This window comes from Alsobacter metallidurans (assembly GCF_014636935.1).
Taxonomy (GTDB): Bacteria; Pseudomonadota; Alphaproteobacteria; order Rhizobiales; family Beijerinckiaceae; genus Alsobacter; species Alsobacter metallidurans.
This window is the reverse complement of sequence record NZ_BMES01000002.1, coordinates 1050013-1075342: the sequence shown is the minus strand read 5'-3', so window position 1 is coordinate 1075342 and position 25330 is coordinate 1050013. Positions and strand designations below refer to the sequence as shown.

The 25330-nt window shown below is 65.6% G+C and carries 19 protein-coding genes and 3 pseudogenes; 12 read left to right on the top strand and 10 right to left on the bottom strand.

Features of this window, described 5'->3' with window-relative positions; genetic code table 11:
* The 3 genes from IEV99_RS15260 to IEV99_RS15250 are packed head-to-tail and all read right to left on the bottom strand — an operon-like array spanning window position 1 to window position 3615.
* On the bottom strand, window positions 1–1239 hold the full coding sequence (locus tag IEV99_RS15260; RefSeq protein WP_188518608.1) for a CaiB/BaiF CoA transferase family protein: 1239 nt from the start codon (window positions 1237–1239) through the stop codon (window positions 1–3).
* 11 nt (window positions 1240–1250) lie between these two features.
* Window positions 1251–2213: a DUF7064 domain-containing protein gene (locus tag IEV99_RS15255; RefSeq protein WP_188518607.1), complete on the bottom strand. Its 963-nt coding sequence runs from the start codon at window positions 2211–2213 to the stop codon at window positions 1251–1253.
* A complete protein-coding gene (locus tag IEV99_RS15250) occupies window positions 2206–3615 on the bottom strand; it encodes a phosphotransferase family protein (protein ID WP_188518606.1) in 1410 nt (469 codons plus the stop codon). Before IEV99_RS15250 ends, IEV99_RS15255 begins: the two co-directional genes overlap by 8 nt.
* 106 nt (window positions 3616–3721) lie before the next feature.
* Between IEV99_RS15250 and IEV99_RS15245 the strand changes: the two genes are divergently transcribed.
* From IEV99_RS15245 to IEV99_RS15195, 11 genes and pseudogenes are all read left to right on the top strand, one after another.
* Window positions 3722–4180, top strand: a complete 459-nt coding sequence (locus IEV99_RS15245; protein WP_188518605.1) for a MaoC family dehydratase — start codon at window positions 3722–3724, stop codon at window positions 4178–4180.
* Window positions 4177–5070: an HpcH/HpaI aldolase/citrate lyase family protein gene (locus IEV99_RS15240; RefSeq protein WP_188518604.1), complete on the top strand. Its 894-nt coding sequence runs from the start codon at window positions 4177–4179 to the stop codon at window positions 5068–5070. The genes IEV99_RS15245 and IEV99_RS15240 overlap by 4 nt, the downstream gene beginning before the upstream one ends.
* Window positions 5070–6338, top strand: a complete 1269-nt coding sequence (locus tag IEV99_RS15235) for an acetyl-CoA hydrolase/transferase family protein (RefSeq protein WP_188518603.1) — start codon at window positions 5070–5072, stop codon at window positions 6336–6338. Before IEV99_RS15240 ends, IEV99_RS15235 begins: the two co-directional genes overlap by 1 nt.
* A gap of 24 nt (window positions 6339–6362) precedes the next feature.
* A pseudogene (gene kce, locus IEV99_RS15230) lies at window positions 6363–7294 on the top strand (3,5-dioxohexanoate:acetyl-CoA acetone transferase).
* 9 nt (window positions 7295–7303) lie between these two features.
* The gene (locus IEV99_RS15225) at window positions 7304–8335 is read left to right on the top strand and encodes an NADP-dependent oxidoreductase (protein ID WP_188518602.1); all 1032 of its coding nucleotides are present in this window, start codon (window positions 7304–7306) and stop codon (window positions 8333–8335) included.
* A gap of 39 nt (window positions 8336–8374) precedes the next feature.
* A complete protein-coding gene (locus IEV99_RS15220; protein ID WP_188518601.1) occupies window positions 8375–9541 on the top strand; it encodes an acyl-CoA dehydrogenase family protein in 1167 nt (388 codons plus the stop codon).
* A complete protein-coding gene (locus IEV99_RS15215; protein WP_188518600.1) occupies window positions 9541–9882 on the top strand; it encodes a helix-turn-helix domain-containing protein in 342 nt (113 codons plus the stop codon). Before IEV99_RS15220 ends, IEV99_RS15215 begins: the two co-directional genes overlap by 1 nt.
* 160 nt (window positions 9883–10042) lie before the next feature.
* On the top strand, window positions 10043–11260 hold the full coding sequence (locus IEV99_RS15210) for an ABC transporter substrate-binding protein (RefSeq protein WP_188518599.1): 1218 nt from the start codon (window positions 10043–10045) through the stop codon (window positions 11258–11260).
* Window positions 11261–11329: 69 nt separating this feature from the next.
* Window positions 11330–12946, top strand: a complete 1617-nt coding sequence (locus tag IEV99_RS15205) for a flavin-containing monooxygenase (RefSeq protein ID WP_188518598.1) — start codon at window positions 11330–11332, stop codon at window positions 12944–12946.
* Complete coding sequence (locus IEV99_RS15200) at window positions 12943–13854, top strand: alpha/beta hydrolase (RefSeq protein WP_188518597.1); 912 nt, start codon at window positions 12943–12945, stop codon at window positions 13852–13854. The genes IEV99_RS15205 and IEV99_RS15200 overlap by 4 nt, the downstream gene beginning before the upstream one ends.
* Window positions 13855–13876: 22 nt before the next feature.
* The gene (locus IEV99_RS15195) at window positions 13877–14932 is read left to right on the top strand and encodes an alcohol dehydrogenase (protein WP_188518596.1); all 1056 of its coding nucleotides are present in this window, start codon (window positions 13877–13879) and stop codon (window positions 14930–14932) included.
* 518 nt (window positions 14933–15450) lie between these two features.
* Here IEV99_RS15195 and IEV99_RS15190 read toward each other — a convergent pair.
* From IEV99_RS15190 to IEV99_RS15160, 7 genes and pseudogenes are all read right to left on the bottom strand, one after another.
* Window positions 15451–17466, bottom strand: a complete 2016-nt coding sequence (locus tag IEV99_RS15190; protein ID WP_188518595.1) for an ATP-binding protein — start codon at window positions 17464–17466, stop codon at window positions 15451–15453.
* A 291-nt stretch (window positions 17467–17757) separates the two neighbouring features.
* Window positions 17758–18066 (bottom strand): annotated as a pseudogene (locus tag IEV99_RS15185) (response regulator); the annotation flags it as partial.
* Window positions 18067–18072: 6 nt separating this feature from the next.
* Window positions 18073–18414, bottom strand: a pseudogene (locus IEV99_RS23775) (SDR family oxidoreductase); the annotation flags it as partial.
* A 135-nt stretch (window positions 18415–18549) separates the two neighbouring features.
* Window positions 18550–19176, bottom strand: a complete 627-nt coding sequence (locus tag IEV99_RS15175) for a helix-turn-helix transcriptional regulator (protein ID WP_188518594.1) — start codon at window positions 19174–19176, stop codon at window positions 18550–18552.
* Between the two features lie 287 nt (window positions 19177–19463).
* The gene (locus IEV99_RS15170; RefSeq protein ID WP_188518593.1) at window positions 19464–19820 is read right to left on the bottom strand and encodes a hypothetical protein; all 357 of its coding nucleotides are present in this window, start codon (window positions 19818–19820) and stop codon (window positions 19464–19466) included.
* A gap of 127 nt (window positions 19821–19947) precedes the next feature.
* A complete protein-coding gene (locus IEV99_RS15165) occupies window positions 19948–21231 on the bottom strand; it encodes a TAXI family TRAP transporter solute-binding subunit (protein ID WP_188518592.1) in 1284 nt (427 codons plus the stop codon).
* 432 nt (window positions 21232–21663) lie between these two features.
* Window positions 21664–22413 carry an SGNH/GDSL hydrolase family protein gene (locus IEV99_RS15160; protein WP_188518591.1) on the bottom strand — a complete coding sequence of 250 codons (750 nt, stop codon included), beginning with the start codon at window positions 22411–22413 and terminating at the stop codon, window positions 21664–21666.
* Window positions 22414–23475: 1062 nt separating this feature from the next.
* Here IEV99_RS15160 and IEV99_RS15155 point away from each other — a divergent pair.
* Window positions 23476–25311 carry a methyl-accepting chemotaxis protein gene (locus IEV99_RS15155; protein WP_188518590.1) on the top strand — a complete coding sequence of 612 codons (1836 nt, stop codon included), beginning with the start codon at window positions 23476–23478 and terminating at the stop codon, window positions 25309–25311.
* Window positions 25312–25330: the final 19 nt, after the last annotated feature.

Here is a 25330-nt window from a genome sequence, read left to right as displayed (position 1 = left end):
CTAAGCTTGCGTGCGCGACAGGCGCGGCAGCGCCTGCGCGATCGTGGCGTCGTCCCAGCCGAGCCGCTCGCGCAGCACGGCGGCCGTGTCGGCGCCGAGGAGGTGGCTGGGCTCCAGCGTGCGGCGCGGCGCGCCGGCGTAGCGCAGCGGCGAATGCTGCACGACGATGCGGCCGAGCTCCGGGTGGTCCTGCCATTGCAGCGAGCCGCGCGCGTGCATGTTGGGGTCGTTCACGACCTCCTCGAGGTCGCGCACCGGCGCGCAGGGCACCTTGTTGGCCATCAGCGCCTGGAAGGCCTCTTCCTTGGTGCGCTGGCTCGTCCAGGTGGTCACCAGCGCGTCCACGGCGTCCATGGCGGCGACGCGCAGCTTCAGGCTCGTGAAGCGCGGGTCCTCGGCCAGCTCCGGCCGGCCCATGGTCCGCACCAGCGAGGCCCAGTGCGCGTCGCCGACGCAGATGATCGCGATCCAGCCGTCGCTTGTCGGGTAAACGTTGTAAGGCGCCTCGGCGAGGCCGCCATGGCGATTGCCCGTGCGGGGAGGCGGCGGGTTCTCGGCGCCGCGCTGGCCCCAGAACATGCCGAGGCTGGAGCTCAGCGACGGGTACACGGCGTCCTGCATGGCGACTTCGAGCTTGCGCGCCACGCCGGTGCGCTCGCGCTCGAAGAGGGCGGTTGCGATCGCGCCGTAGAGATGCACGCCGGCAAAGAAGTCGCACAGGGCCGGGCCGGCCTTCACGGGCGGGCGATCCGGAAAGCCCGTGGTGCTCATCACGCCCGCCATCGCCTGGACGGTCAGGTCCATCGCTGGGTAGTTGCGATAAGGCCCGTCGCTGCCGAAACCCGAGCTGGAGGCGTAGATCAGGCGCGGATTCAACGCCTGCAGCACGTCGGAGCCAAGGCCGAGCCGTTCCATCGCCCCCGGCGCGAAATTCTCCACCAGCACGTCGGCGTCGCGAACCAGGTCGCGCAGCGCGGCCTTGCCCTCCTCGGCTTTCAGGTCGAGCACCACGCACTGCTTGCAGGCGTTCAGCATCGCAAAGGGCAGGGCGGCTCCGCCGACCACGCCCCTGCGCCGCAGCGGCTCGCCGCCCGGCGGCTCGATCTTGATCACCGTCGCGCCCGCGGCCGCCATCAGGAACGTCGCGTAGGGGCCGTTGTAGATCTGGCTGAGGTCGATCACCACCACGCCGTCGAGCGGCTGGCGCGCGCTGTCAGGCGCCGGCGATGCGGCGGTCACGTTCGCGGAGCTCACGAGGCGGACCCTTTCCGAGCGTCCCGCCGAAAGGCGGACCAGCGATGGACGGGCCACATGTCCTGGTCCTCGCCATGCCCGGTCTTGCCGTTGATCGTCCACTCGATGAGGCCGTTGCTGTCGATGAAGCTGTGGCGGTTGATGATGATGCCGCTGAGCCGGCGGCCGGTCGCCAGGAGGTCGCGCCCGAACTCGTCCTTGGCCTCGATCGTGATGGTCGACACGATCCCGGTCTGAGGGTCCCGCTCGACGCTGCGCCGGCCGGACAAGAGGTCGCCGATCTTGCCGTCCCTGATCATGAACCCGTACGCGATCGGATCCGTCTCGTCGTTCCACTTGGTCACCGCCAGGAACGCATCGTCCGGAGATGCGATGCCGGTCACGTAGGCGCTCTTGCCGGGCCGGTGCTCGGGCCGGGGCCCCCAGCTCCGGTCGCGAATGGCGTAGCAGTCGATCGGGATGCGCTCGCCATGCAGGACGATCTCGCCCGTCACACGGCCGAACTGGTCGAAGTGGTTGAGGTTCTTGAACGACGAGTCGCCCTTGCGCAGCGGGCGGGCCGGCATCACGGCGTCGAACGTGAGGGCGACGCGCACCCGGTCCTCGTCCTCGAAGCCGATGTCATAGCGCTTCAGCGGCTCCAGGGCCTTGATCCTGACGCCGGTCGGCAGCGTGATGTCGGAGAGGTCCTGGTCCCGGGGCAGGCGCAGCGCCGTGTAGTTGGCCGAATAGGGCACTTCCCACGGAACAACGGCCGTCTCGTCCCAGATCCAGCACCCGCCCGCGATCGTCCCGATATTGGGCCGCGCCATGCTGTAGAGCCATCCGCCGAGCTTGCGCTCGGGATTGCAGAACGCGAACCAGGCGGTTTCGGTCTCCCACCACCGATCGCTCATCTGGTCGAAGTGGAAGTTGTCGTCCCTGGCGGTGAAAGGCGAGGCGAGGGCGGTTTCAGGCATGGTCGGTTCCGGAGCTGGACAAGGGGGGGAAGCTGCGGTTCGCGAGGCCGCCCGACGCGGAGGCGGCGAGTTCGCCGTCGCGCGCGACGCTCGCGGCGAAAAATCGAAGCGCGGTTTCAAAGGGCACCCGCCCGGCCTTCAGGGCGGCGCTGAGCTGGGCCATCCCGGCCGCGACCGTGGCGGGGCGCTCGCCCAGCAGCGCCGCGAGTTCGTCCCGCTCCTGCGCATCCAGCGTCGGCCCGAGACGGTCATGCTCGCGCAGGAACTTCACCACCTTGGCGGCGTTCTTGGCCGCCGTCACGACGCCCGCGTCGGCGCTCGCATCCGCGATGTCATGGCGCAATTCGTTCAGCACGTGATCGAACAACGCCGTGCGATCCGACGTCGGCGCCCGGATCGGCTGCGGCGGCTTGAGCCTCACGCCCGTCGCCTCCGCGAGCGCGGCGACCAGCAGGCGCCGGTTCAATGCGCGCGACACGATGGAATTTGCCGGCAGGCCGGTGACGTTGCGATGCCGGATAATCACGACGCGGGTCGACACGAACACGCGGTGGTACCGGATGCGCGTGAGATCGGGCTGGGCGCCGGTGAGCCGGCCATACTCCCGCAGGCACGCCGCAAAATCGGGCACCGGCTCCATCACGCAACGCATCGAGAACCAGGCCAGGTCCTCCATGGGGTCGCCCGGATGGGCGAGCTCCCAATCGAGCAAGGCCGTCAGACGCCCCTTGTCGAACAGGAAGTTGCCGGGCCCCGCGTCGCCGTGGACGAGCACCGGCCGCCCGGCCGGCTCGGGGACGTTCCGGTCGAGCCACGCCAGCGCGAAGTCGATCAGCGGATCGGCCGTCCCGGCCTCGTCATACATGGCGCGCCAGGCGGCGAGTTCGCGGCGCACGCAGTCAGCCATCGTGGAGGCGCCGTCGAGGCCGGGCAGGCGCATGCCGGCCGTCGACGTCCCGTGCAGGGTCGCGAGGGCCGCCACGAAATCCCGTGCGATCGCGATCCGCTCGGCCTGGTCGCCGATCCGGCGGTAGTCGGCGCGGCCGGGCGCGCGTTCGGTCAAGATGGCCTGGGAGGTGGGGTGAACGGCGATGAGCCGCGGGGCCGGCACTCTGGTGCCGCCGAGCGCCTTGTAGAACTCCGCCTCACGCCACACCGTGTAAGGCTCGGCGGAGGGCGGCCGTGGCGGTTGATAGCGCAGGTAGAGAGCCTCTACGCCCGATCCCGTGTCGACGTCTACCGCCCAGGAGCGGCACCGGTTGCCGCCGCTGATCTGACGCCAATCAACAATGGCTCCCCCGGTCTCGCGCTGGATCCATGAGCGGAGTTCGTCGGTGCTGGCCGCCCGGCCTTCCGCCGCGCCATGCGTATCGACTGGCCGCTGTGCCGGCTCGTGGTTCAACGGAGCGTTTCCTCGTTTGCTTGGCGCGACGATAAGAGGCTCGACAACGCCGCGCAAGTAAATTATCAGACCTTATAAAAGAGCGATGAATTAGGGAGGCGAACGGATGGCCGGTCTGTTTTTTGACGAACTCACCGTTGGACAGGTGTTTCGCCACGAGATCCGGCGCACCGTCACGGAGGCGGACAACGTCTGGTTCAGCTGCGTCACGCACAATCCGGCTTATCTGCACCTCGACGAAGAGTATTGCCGGACCGAGACGGAGTTCGGGCAGCGCCTCGTCAACAGCGCCTTCACTCTCGGCCTGATGGTGGGCATTTCGGTCGGGGACACTACGCTTGGCACCGCGATCGCCAATTTGGGGTGGGACGAAGTGCGCTTCCCCAAGCCGCTGTTCCACGGTGACACCATCCGGGTTGAAACCGAGGTGGTCGAGCTGCGCGAGAGCCGGTCCCGGCCCGAAGCCGGGATCGTGGTCTTCCTCCATCGCGCCTTTAACCAACGCAACGAGCTCGTCGCCCACTGCAAGCGCTCCGGCCTACAACGCAGGAGGCCGGCGGCATGACGCTCCGGTCCTTCTTGTTCGTTCCCGGCGACAGCGAGAAGAAGCTCGCCAAGGGCGCCGGCTCGGGCGCCGATGCGCTGATCCTGGATCTCGAGGATTCGGTCGCGCCGTCCCGCAAGGCGCTGGCGCGCGACATGGTGCGCGACTACATCGCCGCTCCGCGCACGGGCGGATCTGAGCTGTGGGTGCGCATGAACCCGCTCGCGGACGGCGGCCTCGACGACCTTGTCGGCGTGGTCCGGGCCGCGCCGGACGGGATCGTGGTCCCGAAGGCGGACCGCCCGGCCGACCTCGTTCGCATCAGCGCGTTCCTGGACGCGCTGGAGCGCCGCGACGGCGTCGCCAAGTCCATCCGGCTCCTGCCTGTCGCGACCGAAACCCCGAAGGCGCCCTTTGGGCTCGCGCATTATCACGACACGCCGCTGCCGCGCCTGTTCGGGCTGACCTGGGGCGCGGAAGATCTCAGCACCGCGTTGGGCGCCAGCACCAACCGGGACCCATCGGGCCGATGGGCCTTCACCTACCGGATGGTCCGGTCGCAGTGCCTCCTGGCCGCCAAGGCCTGCGGCGTAGCCGCGATCGAGACGCTCTACGCCGATTTCCGCGACGATGCCGGCCTGCGACACGATTGCGCCGAAGCGTCCCGCGAGGGGTTCACCGGCCGTATCGCCATACACCCCGACCAGGTGGCGGGCATCAACGCGGCGTTTTCGCCGTCGCAGGCCGAAATCGACCATGCCCGGAGGGTCGTGGACGCGTTCTCGGCCAGCCCGGGCATCGGCGTCGTCGGCCTCGACGGCAAGATGCTGGACATCCCGCATCTCAGGCAGGCCGAGCAGGTGCTCGCCCGCGCGGCCGCGATTGCCGGCCGAGCCGGAGCGCGAGCCTGATGCGGGAGGCCGGCACACCGGGCGCCGCGCGGCGCGTCAACGATCCAGCCGGGCTCGTGCGGCTGCTCTCGGCGGGCGACCGCATTTACCTTCCGGGCGCCGGCGCCGAGGTTCCGGCGCTGGTGGATGCGCTCTGCGCCGCCAGTGCGCCGCCTCTTCATATCACGGGCGCATTCGTCCCCGGCATCAATCCGGTCCCGGTGGAACGGCTGCCCGAGGGCTCCATCTGGTCCAGTCCCTTCGCGCAGCCCGCGCCGTCGGGCTCGCAGGCCGGCGGACGCTTGCGGCATCTGCCGATGTCCTACGGCGCCTTCGCGTCCCACTTGCGCGGCGCCACGTTCGACGTTGGCTTCGTCCACGTGTCGCCGCCTGACGCCAATGGTCTCTGTTCGCTCGGAATCGCGGTGGAGTTCACCCCCATTGCGCTGCAGCGGTGCCGGCGCATCTTCGCGGTGGTCAACCCGCGGATGCCGCGCATCCCTGGCGCAGAAACATTCGCGCTCGCCCGGGCCGACGCCGTTCTGGAGCTGGACACGCCGTTGCGCGAATACGACGTGGGGACCCCGTCCCCTCAGGCCTCGCGCATCGCGGAACTGATCGCCGGTTTCGTGATCGACGGATCAACGCTCCAGGTTGGGCTCGGCAAGACGCCTGACGCGCTGATGCGCATTGTCGCCGACCGCCGCGGGCTGCGTCTTCACTCCGGCATGCTGTCGGATGCGACCCGCCTGCTGGCCGATGGCGGCTCGCTCGACCCACGAGCGTTGCACGCCAGCTGCGTCCATGTCGGGACGGCCGCCTATTACGACTGGCTCGCCGATCGCGCCGATTTCGCGGTGCGGGCCTGCGACTACACGCACGGGCCCGCGACGCTGGCCGGCCTGCCGCGGCTCGTCGCCGTGAACTCGGCGCTGAGCGTCGACCTGTTCGGCCAGGCCAATCTCGAAATGCTGGACGGTCGCATGATCAGCGGCGTCGGCGGCGCGGCCGATTTCGCGCAGGCCGCAAGCCTCGCGCATGACGGCGTCAGCATCATCGCACTGCCGGCGACCTCCGGCCGCAACGCCGTGTCGCGCATCACCGCGCGCCTCGATGGCGTGTGTTCCCTGCCGCGCCACGCCATCGACGTGGTGATCACCGAGCACGGCGTGGCGGACCTGCGCGGCCTCGCCGTGACCGAGCGGGCGGAGCGCCTGGTCGCGATCGCGGCCCCGGAGCATCGCGGAGCGCTGCAGGACGCCTGGAAGGACATCGCCGCGCGGTTCTGAGCGCGCCGCAACAGGGAAACGCACATGAAACGCGCCGAGAAGGTCATCATCAGCTGCGCCATCACGGGCTCGATCCACACGCCCAGCATGTCGCCGCATTTGCCGGTCACGCCCGACCAGATCGCCCAGAGCGCCATCGGGGCCGCCAAGGCCGGCGCCGCGATCCTGCATCTCCACGCGCGCAACCCCGAGACGGGGCGGCCCACGCAGGATCCCGAGATGTTCAAGCGCTTTCTGCCGACCATCAAGCAGGGCTGCGACGGCATCATCAACATCACGACGGGCGGCGGCCTCGGCATGACGCTGGACGAGCGCCTGGCGGCGGCCAAGTGGGCCCCTCCCGAGATCGCCTCCATGAACATGGGCTCCTTCAACTTCAACATCTCGGCCGCGGGCGGGCGCATCGCCGAATACAAGAACGACTGGGAGCAGCCTTACCTGGAGATGACGAAGGACTTCATCCTCTCCAACACGTTCACGCAGATCGAGCGCGGCATGACGGAGCTCGGCGCGCTCGGGACCCGCTTCGAGTTCGAGTGCTACGACGTCGGCCACCTCTACAACCTGGCGCACTTCGCAGATCGCGGGCTCGTGAAGCCGCCGTTCTTCGTCCAGTCGATCTTCGGCATCCTGGGCGGCATCGGGCCCGAGCCCGAGAACCTGATGCACATGAAGGCGACCGCCGACCGGCTCTTCGGCCAGGACTACTACCTGTCGATCCTGGCCGCGGGCCGTCACCAGCTGCCCTTCGTCACCATGGGGGCCATCCTGGGCGCAATGTCCGCGTCGGGCTGGAGGACAACCTCTATCTCGGCAAGGGCCAGCTCGCGCCCTCCAACGCCGACCAGGTCGCCAAGATCCGCCGCATCCTGGAGGAGCTGTCGCTCGAGGTCGCCACCCCGGATGACGCCCGCCGCATGCTCGGAACCAAGGGCGCCGCCAACGTCGCCTTCTAGGAGCCCCCGATGCCGACCGACATCCCGACATACTCCACCCCAGGCGAGAACCGGCAGGTTCTGCTGGCCAGGCGCCCGGCGGGAGTCCCGCAGGCGAGCGACTTCGAGCTCGCCAGCGCGTCCGTGCCCGAGCCGGGCAACGGCGAGATCCTGGTCCGCAACGTCTACCTGTCCGTCGACCCGGCGCAGCGCGGCTGGGCCTCGGCCGAGGCGAATTACTCCGCGCCCGTGCCGCTCGGCGGCCCCATGCGGGCGCTGGCGGTGGGCGTCGTGCAGGAGAGCCGCCATCCGGACTTCAAGGCCGGGGATGCGCTCTATGGCTGGTTCGGCTGGCAGGACTACGCGGTCGCGACGCCCGCGCAGGTGATCCACCGCGCCACGCAGGACCTGCCGCTCGCCGCCTTCGGGAGCCTGCTCGGCATCAACGGCGTCACCGCCTATCTGGCCCTTACCGAGCTGGGCCGGCCCCGCGAGGGCGACACCCTCGTGGTGTCCACGGCGGCCGGCTCCGTCGGCAGCTTCGTCGGCCAGATCGGTCGCAACCTCGGGGCCCGCGCGATCGGCCTCACCGGCGACGACCGCAAGGTGGCGCTCTGCCGCGAGCGCTACGGCTATGCGGACGCGATCAACTACAAGACGGCCGACCTCGACGCCGCCGTCGCCAAGGCGGCGCCGGATGGCGTGAACGTCTATTTCGACAACACGGGCGGCAGCATCCTCGACACCGTGCTGCGCCGCATGGCCATCGGCGGGCGCATCGTCCAGTGCGGCACCGCCTCCGTGGCTTCGTGGAACCCGCTTCCGACCGGCCCCCGCAACGAGCGCGAGATCATGTTGCGGCGCCTGGTGTGGAGCGGCTTCGTGATCTTCGACCACATGGCCCGCTACGCGGCCGCCTGCGACGACCTCGCGCGGCTCTGCAAGGCCGGAACGCTCACCTACGACATCGACCTCGCCCAAGGCATCGAGGAAGCGCCAGGGGCCATCGCGTCCCTCTACGCCGGCGAAAACCTCGGCAAGAAGCTGATCTTCATCGGCTGAACGCGCCGCCTGCCCCTTTCCCCAGCATCGGACACCCTCATGGACATCCAGCTCAGCGACGACCAGAAGGCCATCGACGCCAGCGTCCGCCAGATCTGCTCCTCCTTCGATGACGACTATTGGACGGAATGCGAGGAAGAGGCCCGCTTCCCCAGCGAGTACTACGCCCTCATGGCCCAGAACGGCTGGCTCGGCATCACCATGCCCGAGGAGGTCGGCGGCGCGGGCCTCGGCGTCACCGAGGCGGCCATCATGATGCACGCCGCGACCTCCAGTGGCGGCGGCTACTCCGCGGCGTCCGCGATCCACATCAACCTGTTCGGTCCCCACGCCATCGTGGTGCACGGCTCCCCCGAGCAGAAGCAGCGCTGGTTGACCCCGCTGGTGAAGGGCGAGCAGAAGGCCTGCTTCGGCGTCACCGAGCCTGACGCCGGCCTCGACACCACCAGCATCAAGACGGTCGCCACCCGGGCGCCGGGTGGCTACGTGGTGCACGGCCGCAAGATGTGGACCTCCACCGCCCAGGTGGCCGACAAGATCCTGCTGCTCACCCGCACCACCCCCAAGGACCAGTGCCGCAAGCCCACACAGGGCATGACGCTGTTCTACACCGACCTTGACCGCAGCAAGATCGAGGTGCGGCGCATCAAGAAGATGGGCCGCAACGCCGTCGACTCCAACGCCGTTTTCATCGACGGCCTGTTTATCCGCGAGGAGGACCGCGTCGGCGAGGAGGGCAGGGGGTTCGAGTACCTGCTGGACAGCCTGAACCCCGAGCGCATCCTGGTCGGCATTGAGGCCATCGGGGTCGGGCGCGACGCGCTCAACAGGGCGGCGCAATACGCCAAGGATCGCGTCGTCTTTGGCCGGCCCATCGGCCAGAACCAGGGCGTGCAACACCCTCTGGCGGAAGCCTGGACTTACCTGGAGTCCGCCTACTGGATGCTGATGCGGGCCGCATGGCTCTACGACAACGGCCAGTCCTGCGGGGCGGAGGCCAACGCCGGCAAATTTCTCGGCGCCCGCGCGGCGTTCGACGCCTGCACCAAGGCCGTGATGACGCATGGCGGCATGGGATATGCCCGCGAGTACCAGGTCGAGCGCCTGTTCCGCGAATCGATGCTGCCCCGCATCGCGCCCGTCACCGAACAGCTCATCCTGTCCTTTATCGCCGAACGCGTGCTCGGCCTGCCGAAATCCTACTGATGGGGCGCATGTTTCGCCTGCCCGATCCGCCTGGACCGGGCGTCCTGGCTCGAGGGGACACGCCCGGCGCGCTGCCGCCTGGCCGCGTCTTCCTGGAGAACCCGGATCTCTTCGCCGAGCGGGTGCGCAGCCTCACGCCGGCCCAGCGGGCGATCCTAGGCCTCGTGGCCCAGGGGCAGATCAACAAGCAGATCGCGCATCGGTGCGGGATCAGCGAGGCGACCGTGAAGGCGCACATCTCGGCCGTGCTTGGCAAGCTCGGCGAGCGTTCGCGCGTGGCGGCCGCGGTGCGTTTCGCGGTCTTCTGCGAGCGCGAGAGCCGCCGGGCCGGCGACGCATGAAGAGCCGTTTGGGAAAACGCGCGCCCGGGTAAGCGCAGTTGCGCACCTCTCTCGAGGCCTCCGCGCTCAATCATTGGTTGACCAATGAATTCATCGTGCCAAAACTGGCCACAAGCGCCGGACAGAATGGCGCGGCGCCGTATGGCGGGAGGAGAGCACCATGACGCGGACCACAGGCCGCCGGCCCACCGTTGCCCTTGCGGCCGGCGCGCTGGCCATCTTCGGAACTCTCGCCAGCGACGCGCTCGCGCAGGCCAAGCCGCTCAAGATCGGCCAGCTCAGCGACATGTCCGGCATCGTGCGCGACCTCTCGGGCCCGGGCACCAACGTGGCCATGACGATGGCCATCGAGGATTTCGGCGGAACCGTGCTGGGCCGTCCCATCCAGCTCTTGAACGGCGATCATCTCAACAAGCCCGACGTGGGGCTCGGGATGGCCCGCAAATGGTATGACGAAGACGTCACCGCAATCTTCGACATCGGCATCACCACCGTGGCGCTCGGCATGCAGGAGCTGTCCAAGAACAAGGACAAGCTCGTCATCTACCTGTCGACGGCCAGCTCCGATCTGACCGGCGCCAAGTGCAGCCCCAACGGCATCCACTGGACCTACAACAACTACAGCCAGGCCCTCGGCGTCGTGAACCAGCTGATGAAGCAGAAGCACGACAGCTGGTATTTCATGACGGTCGACTACGGCTACGGCGTCAACGTCGAGCGCGACACCACCGCGATGGTGAAGAAGGCCGGCGGAACGATACTCGGCTCCACCAAGCATCCCTTCGACACCACGGACTTTTCATCCGACTTGCTAAAGTCGCAGGCGTCCGGCGCCAAGGTCGTCGCCCTCGCGACCACCACCGCGCACGCGGCCAACATCGTCAAGCAGGCGGACGAGTTCGGCATCCGGCCCAAGCAGCAGCTCGCGGCCCTCAGCCTCACGCTGCACGACACCAAGGCGATGGGCCTCAAGACCGCTCAGGGCCTGCTCGAGACCGCGCCCTTCTACTGGGACCAGAATGACCAGACCCGCGCCTTCTCCAAGCGCTACTTCGACCGCTTCGGCAAGATGCCTAACATGATCCAGGCGAGCGCCTACGGGGCGGTGATGCACTACCTCAACGCTGTGAAGGCCGCCGGCACGGACGACACCGCGGCCGTGAACAAGAAGATGCGCGAGACGCCCATCAACGACTTCATGACCCACAACGGCTCGATCCGTCCGGACGGCCGCGTGATGCGCCAGATGTACGTCTTCGAGGTCAAGAAGCCCGAGGAGTCGAAGGGCGAGTGGGACCTCTACAAGCAGGTCGCCGAGATCGCCCCCGAGGACGCTTTCGCGCCCGCCGATCCTTCGGTCTGCCCCTTGGCCAAGTAGGCCGCCGACCAGCGCCCCACGCCGGCGTCGCCCGCGAGCCGCGCCGGCTCCACGATCCGGGAGTTGCATATGTCCGATCGCACGCTCAACGATGGCCTGCTCGACGTCGCGGTGGTCGGCGCCGGCTTTTCGGGGCTCTACCTCATCCACCGGCTGAGCCGCTTGGGCTTCTCGGTGAAGGCGTTTGACAGCGCCGGCGACGTCGGGGGCACCTGGTACTGGAACCGCTACCCGGGCGCCCGCTGCGACGTCGAGAGCATGCAGTACTCCTACTCGTTCGACGACGGCTTGCAGCAGGACTGGAACTGGTCCGAGCGCTTCGCCACCCAGCCCGAGATCCTGGCCTACGCCCGGCACGTCGCCGAACGCTTCGACCTCAAGCGCTTCGTCCAGTTCAACACCACCGTGACACGCGCCGACTACGACGAGACGACGCAAAGCTGGACATTGGCGACCGACAAGGGCGAGAGGATCCGGGCCCGCTTCTGCGTGATGGCGACGGGGTGCCTCTCGGCCTCGCGCATTCCGGAAATCCCGGGCGCGGCATCCTTTGCGGGGGAAATCTATCATACTGGCGCCTGGCCGCATGAACCGGTCGATTTCGGCGGAAAGACCGTCGGGGTGATCGGCACAGGCTCCTCGGCCATTCAGGCGATCCCCGAACTCGCGGAGCAGGCCGGCCACCTCTACGTTTTTCAGCGCACACCGAATTTCAGCGTGCCGGCCCGCAACGCGCCGCTGACGCCCGACGAGATCGCGCGCTGGAAGAGCGACTACCCGGCGCTGCGCAAGCGCGCCCGCGAGGAGACGCGCTCGGGCACGATCTATGAGTTCGCCGTGAAGTCCGCGCTGGAGGCCACCCCGGAGGAGCGCGAGGCCGAGTACCAGCGGCGGTGGGACAAGGGCGGCGCGAACTTCATGCACGCATACAACGACCTCGTCGTGAACGAGCAGTCCAACGAGACCGCTGCCGACTTCGTGCGCCGGAAGATCCGGGAGATCGTCCAGGACCCGCAGACGGCCGAACTCCTCACCCCGACGGACTACCCGATCTTCACCAAGCGCATCTGCGTGGACAGCGACTACTACGCCACGTTCAACCGGCCGAACGTGACCCTCGTGGACATCCGCCGCGACCCCATCGAGGCGATCACGCCGGTTGGCCTCGTCACCCGATCCGCCGCTCGCTACGGCTTCGACGCGCTGGTTTACGCCACCGGGTTTGACGCCATGACGGGGGCGCTGCTTCGGGTCGACATCCGCGGCGAGGGGGGCGCCTCACTGCGCGACAAGTGGCGGGACGGCCCCAAGGCCTATCTCGGCCTCATGAGCGCCGGGTTTCCCAACCTGTTCATGGTCACCGGCCCGGGCAGCCCGTCCGTCCTCAGCAACGTCATCATGTCGATCGAGCAGCATGTCGAGTTCATCACCGACTGCATCGACCACATGCGGAGCAAGGGCCTGGCGCGAATCGATGCTGACGTCGGCGCGGAGGAGCGGTGGGTTGCGCATGTCGGCGAGGCGGCCGCCGGGACGCTGCTGCCCAAAGCCGCGTCCTGGTACATGGGCGCCAACATCCCCGGCAAGCCGCGCATCATGATGCCGTATGTGGGCGGCGTGGACCGCTACCGGCGCATCTGCAGCGAGGTCGCGGCCAAGAACTACGAAGGCTTCGTTCTCGCATGACGCTCCATCCCTTCGTCGCGGCCATGCTCGAGCAGTTGAAGGGACGCCCGGCCCTGTCGTCCGGATCGCCCGAGGACGCGCGCGCCATGGTGGCCGCCGCCAGGGCCGTGATCGGGCAGGGGCCGGCTATGGCCGAGGTGCGCGACATCCAGGTCCCGACCCGCGCCGGGTCGATCGCGGCGCGCCATTTCCGCCCGACGGATGCGCCGGCCGGCCTACTCGTCTATCTCCACGGCGGCGGATGGGTGGTCGGGGCGCTGGACGATTACGACACGCTGGCTCGCACCTTGGCGGCTCAAAGCGGCTGCTCCGTTCTGCTGCCCGACTACCGCTTGGCGCCCGAGCATCAGTTTCCGGCTGGATTGGATGACGCCGTCGACGCGCTCACCCACGGGCGTGAGCTCGCCGGTCCCGCAACGCCTCTGCTGGTCGCCGGCGACAGCGCGGGCGCAAACCTGGCCGCTGTGGCGGCCCGCAAGTTGCGCGGCAAGGTCGCCCTCGCCGGGCAGGCCCTGATCTATCCCGTGGCGGACTGCGACTTCGGCCGGCCATCCTATCACGCGTACGGGGCTGGCCTGCCGCTCACGCGCGATGACATGGTCTGGTTCTTCCGCCATTACGCGCCCGAAGCCCAGTGGACCTCACCAGACATCGCGCCGCTTCGGGCGGCCGACGACCTCGCGGGCCTGCCTCCGACGCTGGTCGTCCTCGCGGAATGCGACGTGCTCGCCGACGAGGGACGCGCTTTTGCCGATGCGCTCGAACGCGCCGGCGTTCCGGTCATGCGCCGCACAGCCGAGGGCGTCACCCACGGCTTCATACGCCTCCACAACCTCTTTGACGTGGCTGCCCGGGAAGTCGAGGCAGTCGCCGAATTTGCGGCCCGCGCCTCCCGCGTGGCGGGCTGATGCTCAGGGAAGGAACAACGACATGAAAGCTTGGGCCGTCGTTCGCCACAGCGAGCCGCTCGAATGCATCGAGGTCAAGCGCCCGGAGCCGACCGGGACCGAGGTCGTGGTTGCCGTCGAGGCGTGCGGCGTCTGCCACTCCGACCTGCATTTCTGGAAGGGCGTCTACAACATGGGGGGTGGCAAGGTGCTCACCCTTGCCGACCGCGGCGTGACCCTGCCTCGGGCGCCCGGCCATGAGATCGCCGGCCGGGTCGTCGCCGTCGGGCCCGAGGCGACCGGCGTAACCGTGGGCGAACGCTATGTGGTGTACCCCTGGATCGGCTGCGGCCATTGCGAGCACTGCCTGAACGAGGACGACAACCTCTGCGCCAAGCAGAGCAGCATTGGGGTCGTGCGCCATGGCGGCTTTGCCAGTGAAGTGGTGGCGCCGCACCCGCGTTACCTCGTGCCGCTGGGCAACCTCGACCCGGCGCTCGCGTCGACGTTCGCCTGCTCGGGCATCACGGTCTACAGCGCCATTCAGAAAGTGATGCCGATGGGGCCTGACAAGCCCATCGTGCTCATTGGCGCTGGCGGGCTGGGGCTCGCGGCCATTTCGATGCTGCGCGCCTTCGACCATCGCGCGATCGTGTCGGTCGACATCGACCGCGCCAAGCGGGAGGCCGCGCTCGACTTGGGCGCGACGGCGGCCGTAGACGGGTCGGGCGACGACGTGGCTCAAAAGATCATCAAAGCCGCAGGCGGCCCGGTGGACGCCGTAATCGACTTCGTGAACGCCAGCGCCACGGCTACCGCCGCCATGGGCGCCCTGGCCAAGGGTGGCAAGCTCGTCAATGTCGGCGTAGCTGGCGGCGAACTGACCCTGTCGCTCGCCGGGATGGTGTTCCGCGCGCTCAGCATCATGGGCAGCAACACCGGCACAGTGAAAGATTTGCGCGCCGTAGTTGCGCTGGCGCAGTCCGGCAAGCTGCCGCCGCTCCCGGTCACGCGCTTCCCAAAGGACGACGCGAACCTTGCAATGCGGCAGCTGAAGGCAGGCGAGATTACGGGTCGTGCCGTTCTGGTGGATTCCTGATCGGTGCGCGTCCGCCGCTTTGAAAAGCCGGCGACGTGATCGAAACGCTTCCTCAATTTTATAATTCCAACGGAGTTGGCTCACACGAGACGCTTGGTTTCAGGCCCAGATTGGGGCCGTCCAAGGAACGCTCCCTGTGGCGGCGGGGGCGCCGGACGAGTTTGGCCATGGCTCGGTAGAGCGTCTCCCAGCTGCGCTCGCGAGCGCTCTCCTCCAACTGTTCGATAAAGTCGGAAAGCTTCCTACACTCAGCGTCGGAAAAGCCTTCGAGATCGGCCCATTTCTCTTCCCCGAGACCGCGCCCATTCGTGGATTTTGCGCACCGAACCGTCCACTTTCTCACTTCTAACTTGGCATGCCGCCATTCGCACGGACGCAAATTCACCCGGGTCCCGAAGCGCACCAAAGCGGCGGTTAGCTGCGCAGCTCTCCAAGAAGTTTGATGATGCAGTCCGACGTCCGCACCCCGACGGGGCATTGGGACCGTGGCCTGATGTCACGGACCGACGCTCCCGAATTCAGCGAGGCGATGGATTCAGATTGGAGAGGATCGCCGCAAGCTCCGACTTTAAGAACGGCTTTGTGAGCCTCGGCAAAGCGGGAGAGATCCCCTCCACTTCGGAGTATCCGGAAACGATGACCACAGGCAGGTGCGGCTTCAGACGCCGTGCCTTGGCGGCAAGTTCGGCACCGCTCATGCCCGGCATCAGGTGGTCCGTGACGAGAAGGTCTGGTGCAACTCCGCCTGCGATCGTCTGAAGCGCTTCCTCGGCCGAGCCCGCCTCGATAACCCTGAACCCGAGGTCATCGAGCATGTCGGCAGTACTCACGCGCACCAGCTCTTCGTCATCTACCAGGAGGGCAACCCCGCGAGGGCCGGCGAAGAGAGCAGCTTCACTGGCCACCGAGCTCTCCGGAACGGAGTCGCTCACTGGAAGCCAGAGCACCACGGATGTGCCATGACCCTCGCGGCTGTTGATGGCGAGCGCACCACCGAGCTGCGCCGCCAGACCATGAACCATCGAAAGGCCAAGCCCGGTACCCTTGCCGACTCCCTTGGTGGAAAAGAAGGGCTCCACGGCGCGCGAGAGTGTCGCCTCGTCCATGCCAGCGCCGGTATCGGAAACCGAGAGATTGACGTAACGCCCCGGCTCAAGTCCGGGGGTCAAACCGGGCTGGTTGTCTGCAAGCATCGCCTTGATTGTCAGTGCGCCGCCTGCGGGCATAGCATCGCGGGCATTCACGGCAAGGTTCAGGAGCGCCATCTCGAGCTGATTAGGATCCGCCTTCGCCGGCGTGAGGTCCTCGGCAACATCGACAAGAACTTGAATCTGCGGCCCTGTGGTGCTTTCGATCAGTCCGGCCATGTTCTGGACGAGTTGGCCAATATCTACTGCCACCGATTGCAGAGGCTGGCGCCGAGCGAAAGCCAGGAGGCGCTGGACGAGCGTCCTGGCCCGCTCGGCCGATTGAGCTGCGCCCTGGATGAGCCGCTTTTCTCGATCTCCCCCGATCCCCCTTCGCTGAAGCATATCGAGCGCGCCGACGATCGGTGTGAGCAGGTTATTAAAGTCGTGCGCGACCCCTCCGGTCAGTTGCCCCATCGCCTCCATTTTCTGGCTCTGGCGCAGCGCTTCGCGCGCTACCTCGAGCTCAGCCTCACGGGCTCGCGTGAGACTGAGGTCACGTCCGACAGCGATGAAGTTCACGCCGTCTGCTTCCGGCGCGACTGTCCATTCGATGTACTTCCAGCTTCCATCACTCGTCGCGATGCGATTCTCGAACCGCGTCGGTCGACCTGACTCCGCCATTCGACCGATTGCCTCCAGTGTGGGAGGCATGTCGTCGGGGTGCATGAACGTCGCGTAGCCGCGGGAAAGCAGTTCGGCTTCACTCCAGCCGAGAACCCGTGTCCAAGCGGGGCTCACGGCGGACATCATGCCGCTGTAGTCCGCTCGCGCCAGCATGTCCTGGGACAAGTTCCAGAGTTGGTCGCGCTCTGCCGAGCGGGCGACGACCTCTCCTTTCAGCGACTCGTTGAGTTCTCGTAGCCGTAGTTCGCCACGCGCACGCTCTACCGCCGTCCGAGTCCGATCCGCGAACTCCCGGATGAATGTCAGCTCGCTCTCGCTCCAAGCGCGGACGTCGGCATAGTTTACGAAGAACACTGCGACGAGCCGGCCCTGCTCGATGACCGGGACGTTGACGAACGATCGGGCGCTCTTGCTCTCTAGAACTGCAGCGGGGGCTCCGCAGGTACGAGGATCGTTGCGCACGTCGGAGATGGCGATGAATTCGCCACGCTTCAGGCTCTCGATAAAGGAGCCGTACTCTCGCAGGCTGAGAACGCCTACAAGAGACTCGACGCCCGGACAGGACCAATCACGATCCGTGTGAAGCGTCTCGGCATCTTGATCAATGGAGGAATAGCCTACGCGACTGGCACCAAGCGACCGTCCGACAATCTCGGCCGCCTTAAACGCGATTTCCGACGGGTCCTTTAGATCGCGAAGCACTTCGCTAAAGGCGACCAAGGCTTCGCGTCGTGTCCTCGCGGCCCGCTTCGTGTGTTTGGACGTCAAGCAGCCTCTAGAAGCCGCATCTCTGCAGCTTCTCTCCTGAGTTGAACGACGCCCCACCAAAGGCTTTTAGCTGGCCAGGCAAACTTTTCAAGGCTGAGCCCTCCGAGCCGTCCTGCCGCCCTGACTGATCTCTTGCGTCGAGAGAAGCCGAGAGTTCGGCCGAAAAGCCCTAAGCAGAATTGCTTTGGTTCCGCCTGGAGTCACTCCCGACCATGGCGGCTGCCAGGAACGATCCGTTGCGAACTATCCTGCGCCATCCAGGATGGCACAAACTTTCGCGGCAAGATCGTCGAGCGAATAGGGCTTGCCTGGCAGTTGAACTCCCGAATCCAGGACGCCGTTGTGAACCACCGCATTGCGGGTGTACCCGGTGGTGAAAAGGATCTTGAGCTCCGGCTTCCGCCTTAGCGCTTCTTCGGCCAATTTGGCGCCGTTCATCCCGGGCATGACGATGTCGGTGAACATCAGAACAGTTTCCGGATGGGCTTCCAGTTGCCTCAGTGCGGCAGCCGCGCCATCGGCTTCGATCACCCGGTAACCCAATTCGCCGAGCGCCTCGGTGAAGGCAGGCGTCCCCTCGGCGCAAGCCGTCGAGCCGGTCAGGATTACCGTCCCGCCATCCTTCAGGAGCGGAAGGGCCTTCTGCACCGTGAAAAGCGTGCCCTTCACGTTGGTCGCAAAGGTTGTGTCGAAGTGCTCCTCTGTGATGGCGCCCAGTGGCGCGAACGCGCCGCCTCCTGCATTGGCGAAGAGGACATCGATCTACGCGTGCTGCTGCTGGACGGCATCGTAGAGCCGGTCGATGTCGGCGAGGTTCGACATGTCGCCTCGGACGCCTGTGACACGGCCGCCGATCGCCTGCACCGCTGCGTCCAGCGCGTCCTGCCGGCGACCCGTGACGCGAGAGTGAACGGCCTGCGTCCGATCTCCTGATCAAAATCTGAGTATTGTTTGGAGATGTGCTGTTCCGCCTGCCGGCCGGTCGAGAGGCCAAGCCGCGCGATCTGCCTTCCGATTGTGGTACAAAGCACGCGGCTAGCGTTCGATTGTCGGCGAGGGCAGCAAATGGCGGAGCTGGTGAGCGAGCTCAGTCCGGTTATGGACGCCGATCTTCTGGTAGATTCGACTGAGATGAACCTTGACTGTCCCTTCGGAAATTCGGAGTTGCGACGCCACTGCGCGGCTCACCATCCCGCGAGCAACCGCGCGCACGACCTCTATTTCGCGGGTAGTTAAGATGCGCGTGACATCGCCATGCCCGTCAGCGCCTGTGATTGCTGGCGGCTCCGGAAGTGTTGCGCGTCGTTTCGACGCCTCATCGGTGAGCAGAGCCCTCAGTTCTGCTAGATCAGAACTCATGCTGCATATGGCAGCGCCGCTTCGGGCGCCGGCCAACAACTGTCCAGCTGTTGGCGACTTAAATAGCGCGACGATGCGGATCGATCGATCAAGGCTGCGGATCTGATCAAAGAGCGTTGAAAGTCTCGCCTGCGGTCTGCGAAAGTTGACGATCGCGAAATCAGCCCTGTCTCGCATTACGGCCATCAAGACCTGGCGTTCATCCGAGCACGTCGCCAGCACATCGGCGCCCAGTTCGCCCGCGAGAAAGCTCTGCGCGCAATACAGTTCGGAGATCCGCCGATCGTCAAGCCCGGGATCCATCGTTCTCCTTCATGACAGCCTTCTTGGCGTCAAGCGGAGCAATGCTGAACGGATCATCGGGGCTGTCGCAGCAAGCATCCCGCTGTTCGCGCCGGCGATCCGCGCGACGTATGGGTTTACGAGCCTCTGCGATCTGCTCGAAGGCGATCGATCGTTGAACGGTAACAATGCGCGGGACGGACAATGTTCCAAACCTGCGCGAACGGCATGAAGTCTCAAGGCATACGGGCGCCGTTTCTGCCGGAGGAACGGCGCCCGCTCCTCCGGCAGTGGGTTGCACGGCGGCATTAATGCCAGAAAACTTTCGCGACGCGCCGGTCTGTCGGGGTGAAGACCACAACGCGGTCGTCCGGCGAGATATAATATTCGTAGTAGCCGCCACGGCTGAGGCCGGGGACGTTCACGTTTTGGAATTGACCCGAGCTCACCCACGCCGGAATCACGCTCCCGCGCCCTACACGCACACCGCTCGGCTGCGAGTAGGCGGGGCCAACCTGTCGCAATGTCGGAGCCGGCGTAAGTAGCCAACCTTGCTCGTTCCATTGAGGAAGCGACTTGGTGACGGTGATTTCATTTTGGGCGAGCGCCACACCCGTGCTGGCGAAAGATCCGATGATGACGGCGCTCAGGATTGAAGCACGCATGGCAGGTCTCCAATCGTTTGATGACACCCAACAGTAGGACTGCGTCTCAGATGTAAATTGATCAGGGTCATCTCTAAGTCGGGAATTCGCCTTTCGAAGAACGGATCTGTCGAACCGTGCCGAGACGTCAAGCGCTGCGGCCTTCCGTCTCGACGGTCTGGCGGCGCGCCGCGAACACCGCCTCGGCATGGGACGCCGCCAGGGCGGTGGTCGGGTCGCTCATGCCGGCCTCGACGATCTCCGAAAGCGTCTTGTGAAGCTCACCGCTCAGCCTTGATAGGTCTTGCTTCGGCGCGCCCCGGGCTTCGTCGGCGATCTGGATCAGACGGCCGATGCGATTGCGTTCCATCGCGTCGCGCTTCCTACTTAGGCGCCTCGCCACCATGGCCCAAAGGGAGCCGACGACGCTGAACACCATCGCGGCGGCGTAAAAATAGCTCTGCGCCTCATCAAGGAAGCTCTGCTCCCCTGACGAAAGGTACTGCGCCACGCCGGGATGGATCGGCAGCACCGTCGAGCTCTTGTCGGGATCGGGCGCCTCGATCGAGGCCGCTTGGGGATAGGCCTCCATCAGCTTGCCCTTGGCAGTCAGAATCGCTCGCGCGATCGCGCCGGCGTGCAGGTTCAGCATCGAAAAGGGCGCCGCCAGCCGGTAAGTAACAGCTACTACAGTCGTGCTGTCGTCTGGAATGTCAGGATGGATACGAAGCGATCCCTTGGCCAAGTCGAGGCTTTCAGTTCCGGGAATGCTGTTGGCGATGGCGTCTGCGTTGTCGAAGGCCATCAACGTCGGGGCTCCCACACTTTTAGTGATGGTCGTGACGATATCGGAAAGTCCCCCGGCCCCGACCGGCCCAACAGCGAACACGGCCGCGACGGACTTTTCGCGCAAAACTTTGCCAAGATTCTCGGGGCGCACGATCATGCGGGAAACCGATTGAGGCGAAACGTTTGCGTAGCCAAGCAGCGCGTCGAGCAGCGCCTCGTCGGCGAATTGCACGCGGCTCGCGAGCATGATCACGGTCTTTCCGCTCAGCCCAGCCAAGCCCTCCACCTTCGACTTGGGGAGACCGAGGATGGCGGCGATATCTCTCCGCAGAATAACGATGGTTTGGCCGTTGGCGGGCGGTGAGGCGTCGGAGCGCACGATGGCAAGATCGACCTTGCGCGCATCCAGAAGGGCGCTGCTGTCCTGAAGGCTCCCGGTCTCGACGGGCTCAAAGGAGACTAGCGGGTTCTGTTTCTTGGCAACAGCGATCATCGCGGCGACGAACCGCTCGGCGGCGCCGCCAACCGGGCCTGCCGTGATCCGCAAGCGGTCGTGCGGCGACCCAAGATAGAACGCGATTCCTGCAACGCAGGCCGCGACCAGGACGCCAGCTGTTACGCTGTAGAAAAGCGAGCGGCTCACGGGCTGCTCCCGAAAGGGATAATCGGAGGCACAGCTTGGCGCATACGATGCCGCGGCGCCTGATCACGCGCAGTTATTGGCTTCCGCGCTGAGCGACGCCGGCTAGCGACCCCCAAGATTTTCTGATCGGGGTCGTAGTAATGAATGGAGAACAGCAGAAAACGCCAGAACCGCCGCGGATGATCCCCCGATGCTGCAGCCTAGGCGACCCAACCGGGCCCGCCCCTGCGTCCCGAGCAGCCGTCCGGCCAACGCTAAGGCGGTTGGCAGATCCAGAACGGGAGGGCTTGATGGACAGTCAATCTCGGCACCCCATCGGAAGCCCGCATTGCTTCCTCTTGCGGGGCGCAAAGGGCTTGATGGACCTGGATTGCTACACTGAGAGTGAATTCCCGATCGCCGGGTCGATCGTCACTTCTTGATCGCTACCAATCATTTTTTCATGGCTTGAAATGCCTCCGAGATCGCCGCTTCAATAAGCAGCGCCGCCGCTTCAGTCATGTGCGAGCCGTCCCAGAAAGAGTGCGGATCGCGCGTTAGGGGGATATCGCGTCGAAAATCGAGCACTCGTACATTTATACGCGCCGCTATCGCGCGGATGGCGTCCTTGCAAGCGATCTCTGACAAACCCGCTGGGGTCTCCAAGGGGGGGCGCCACGGGGCATAAACTGGTGTGATCACGAGGATAACTGGCGTGAGCGGTGGGATTGCGTCGAGCATGTCTCGCAGAATCTCAATACCTCGGAATGGTCCTGGGCTGTCCGCCAGCGACATCGTCCTGGCCGCCACTGCTGCCTCAGGAGCGCGCCATGTCCTTCCCGACTCGTAATTCCAGTATCCGTCGCGGCCGGCCAGCACGTTCGCGCCCCCAACGCCGAGCGCAAGCGCAACAGCGTCCTCGAACACAGCCGACCGGAACGCGCCCTTGGCGTAGGTCAAGAGATCAGAAGCGTAGAGCCAGAAAGGAAAAGGGCCACCCTGCAACTGTTCCCGTTTGATAGGGCCTGCCCGGCACGTGTACTCGTCGATCCCTATCACAACCGCCTTCGGGGGCTCGGGATGCTTTCGCAGGAAATAATCCAGCAAAGCCTTTTGTTCCGGCACGCCGGATCCCGGGACCGCCAACGATACGAATCGCGCGCCGGTCGCCTGCCCAAGGCGAAGCGGATTGAGAAGCTGCACGTGCGAATTTCCTATGATCGCAGCGTCAAACGCCGGATCCCGGGCGCGACTTGCATGCGCCGTGCGTGGTGCCTGCGCCCGCGTGTAGCCTAGCCCGAAACCGGGGATCGGTTCAGCATCATAGGGATCTACCGCAGCTATGAACGTCGATGCGGCTACGCTGGCCACCAAAGTCGCCACGAGCCAACTGCGCAGGACTTTCCTCCATAGATCTGTCATCAGGCTGGACGTAGGCGATCGTTGTCAGTGGTTCAACGCAATGCCGAAGAGATCTGGTGGCGGTAAAGCCAGCCCTGCGCGCCTCAAGAAAAGCTAGGCATATCCCGTAAGGACGAGAACTCAGGCTGACCCTTTTACTAGCGGCATACCGGAACGCTTACAAACCTGCCCCACCGATTTTGGACGCGTTGCCAAACACAGTCCTCGCCATATCCCATATCGTAATACGCGCCGTCCGGGATCGTGTAGGGGTATCCAGGATAGCCGTAGTAATACGTTCCTCCGTAGCTGCCGAACGCTCCGACCGTCAGCCCGCCCACAAGTGCGCCTGCGACGGCATAGGGATAACTGCGCCGGTAATACGCGCCGTATCCATATCTCGGATAGTGCCCGCGATATCCACGACCCGCATAACCCACCCCGGGGCGGAACGCGGCATGACGGAGGGCGACATTGCCTCCTTGGTGGCCAATCCCGTGATAGGTTCGACCCAGACTGGGCCCGTGCCACCGTTGAGACATGGCGGGAGTTGCTGCCAGCGATGCGGCTGCCGAGAGCGCCGCGCAAAGGGCGTGAAACGTCTTCATCAGATCACCCAGCAGGCAGGCTTCACCTCTGTAGAGGCTGGCGTAAGAAGACTGCAGAATACATTGAGACGTCAGTATCCATATTGACGTTCGTCAGTTTTAGGGGAACGCATTCGTCTGGGCCAATCACAAGTTCCCGCCTTACCCGCGTACCGTCGGCCTCCTCATCACGAGCGTCGTATCGGTGGGCCGCTGTCGCTTGGCCGACCGCGTCCCAGTTAACCTCAGACTTAGTTGTTCGTGTTCAGGTTGCGACATGAACGCCGCACAAGTCGCCTTCAGCTATTTCCACAACACGTCGCAGCTGGTGTGCGCGGTTCTGGCGGCCAGCATATTATGCCGCCGCATCGATCGGCTCGGAAATGTCCTTGGTCCTGTCGTGATCGGTGCTCTGGGAACCGTAATAGCTGTCCTGAGCATGTCCGATCCGATTATTGTCGAAGGCGGCTTCCGCTTCGATGGACGGAATGCAGTTCTCGCCATCGTCGCCGGATGGGGCGGGCCAGTGGCTGTATTGCTGTCTGGAGCCACAGTCAGCGCAGTGCGCGCCTACATGGGCGGTGTCGGGATGTGGCCGGGGCTGGCCAGCATCGGGATCGTTTCAATAACCGCAGCCTTGCTGGCGGCGCTCCGCCCCGGGCGCCTTCGCAACGACGTGTTCGGATATGCTGCTCTTGCGGGGATCGCCACCGGAGGAGGCACGATCACTCTCGGTAGCGCTGACCAGATACGCTCCTTGTGGCTTCTGCTCCTGCTGGCGAGCGCCGCCAATTTCATGGTCGCGTACGTCTTGGGACGTCTGCTGCTTTGGCATTTCGCCCAGATGCGCACGACGCAAGCGCTAGCGGACACCGATCGCCGCCTGCAGGCCGTCGTCCAGAACATGAAGGGCTGTGTGTTCCAGATGTTCAGCGACAAAAGTGGTCAGATTGGCTTCACCTATGTGTCCGACGGCGTTTTATCTCTCCTGCACATGTCGCCATCCGAACTGCTGAAGAACCCGAGACGGCTCTTGGCTACCATTCATCATGATGATCGGGCGCAGTGTAGGGACGCGATGGAGCAATCGGCGCGCACCATGGCGCCGAGCACTTTTTGCGGCCGGTATGTGATTGAAGGCAAGACGCTCTGGCTCCAGTGGGACGCTGTGCCTCGAACCGAGGGCGATCGATTGTTGTGGGACGGTGTCATCGTCGACGTCTCGGATCGAATTGCCGAGGAGGAGCGCCGTCAACTCGAAAAGCACCGCGCCCTGGAAGACACCGCAGCTCGGCTGGAGAGGAACATCGGCGGGGCGGTCCAGTCGATTGCGACGTCCGCCGCGGAGATCAGCACCGAACTGGATACGATGCTTGAGCGAGCTCACGAGGCGTCCACTGCGACCGTGATGGCTCGAGGCGTAGCGGCCGGAACAGTGAAGCGGTCTGGAGAATTGGCCGCTGAGGCGGAAGCCCTGTCTTCCTCCGTCAAAGACGTCGCCGTGATGTCGTCGACCGTCGCGAATGCGGCGGAAGCTAGCGCGCAGAAGGTCGCGCGGTGTCTCGCGACAGTGAGACACCTTGCTCACGACTCCGAACAGATCGAGCGCATCGTTTCGGCGATCCAGGACATCGCCGCTCAGACCAATCTGTTGGCCCTGAATGCCACCATTGAAGCTGCGAGAGCTGGCCACGCCGGCCGCGGCTTCGCCGTGGTTGCGGGTGAGGTAAAGGCACTATCGACCCAGTCAGCTGGAGCGGCGGAGCACATTTTCAGGCTTGTCGGCAGCATCCAGGAACTTGTGACGCGTTCTCTGGAGGAGATCGACGACGTCGCATCTATCTCAGCCGAAATGCAGTCGACGGCAGCCAACCTCGCGACCGCAGCCAACGTGTGTGCTGAAAGCACGCATCGAATTGGATCAGCGTCCGAGATCTCGTCCCAGCAAGTGGAACAGATGGCCGAACTCTTGGAGCGTACGGACGAGCAGATCTTCGCCGCGGTGGATGGAGCGTCGCGCCTGGCGAAAGGCACGCAATTTCACGCCGATCGTGTCCAAGGCATCCGGGACGATCTGGAAGGCTTCATCCGCAAGGTGCGGGCCGGCGCCTGAGCGCACCGGCCGCGGCTCT

Coding starts and splice junctions, on each gene's coding strand:
- IEV99_RS15255 (WP_188518607.1), bottom strand. CDS start 2,213: ATGCCTGAAACCGCCCTCGCCTCGCCTTTCACCGCCAGGGACGACAAC.
- IEV99_RS15245 (WP_188518605.1), top strand. CDS start 3,722: ATGGCCGGTCTGTTTTTTGACGAACTCACCGTTGGACAGGTGTTTCGC.
- IEV99_RS15240 (WP_188518604.1), top strand. CDS start 4,177: ATGACGCTCCGGTCCTTCTTGTTCGTTCCCGGCGACAGCGAGAAGAAG.
- IEV99_RS15235 (WP_188518603.1), top strand. CDS start 5,070: ATGCGGGAGGCCGGCACACCGGGCGCCGCGCGGCGCGTCAACGATCCA.
- IEV99_RS15225 (WP_188518602.1), top strand. CDS start 7,304: ATGCCGACCGACATCCCGACATACTCCACCCCAGGCGAGAACCGGCAG.
- IEV99_RS15220 (WP_188518601.1), top strand. CDS start 8,375: ATGGACATCCAGCTCAGCGACGACCAGAAGGCCATCGACGCCAGCGTC.
- IEV99_RS15215 (WP_188518600.1), top strand. CDS start 9,541: ATGGGGCGCATGTTTCGCCTGCCCGATCCGCCTGGACCGGGCGTCCTG.
- IEV99_RS15210 (WP_188518599.1), top strand. CDS start 10,043: ATGACGCGGACCACAGGCCGCCGGCCCACCGTTGCCCTTGCGGCCGGC.
- IEV99_RS15205 (WP_188518598.1), top strand. CDS start 11,330: ATGTCCGATCGCACGCTCAACGATGGCCTGCTCGACGTCGCGGTGGTC.
- IEV99_RS15200 (WP_188518597.1), top strand. CDS start 12,943: ATGACGCTCCATCCCTTCGTCGCGGCCATGCTCGAGCAGTTGAAGGGA.
- IEV99_RS15195 (WP_188518596.1), top strand. CDS start 13,877: ATGAAAGCTTGGGCCGTCGTTCGCCACAGCGAGCCGCTCGAATGCATC.
- IEV99_RS15175 (WP_188518594.1), bottom strand. CDS start 19,176: ATGGATCCCGGGCTTGACGATCGGCGGATCTCCGAACTGTATTGCGCG.
- IEV99_RS15170 (WP_188518593.1), bottom strand. CDS start 19,820: ATGCGTGCTTCAATCCTGAGCGCCGTCATCATCGGATCTTTCGCCAGC.
- IEV99_RS15155 (WP_188518590.1), top strand. CDS start 23,476: ATGAACGCCGCACAAGTCGCCTTCAGCTATTTCCACAACACGTCGCAG.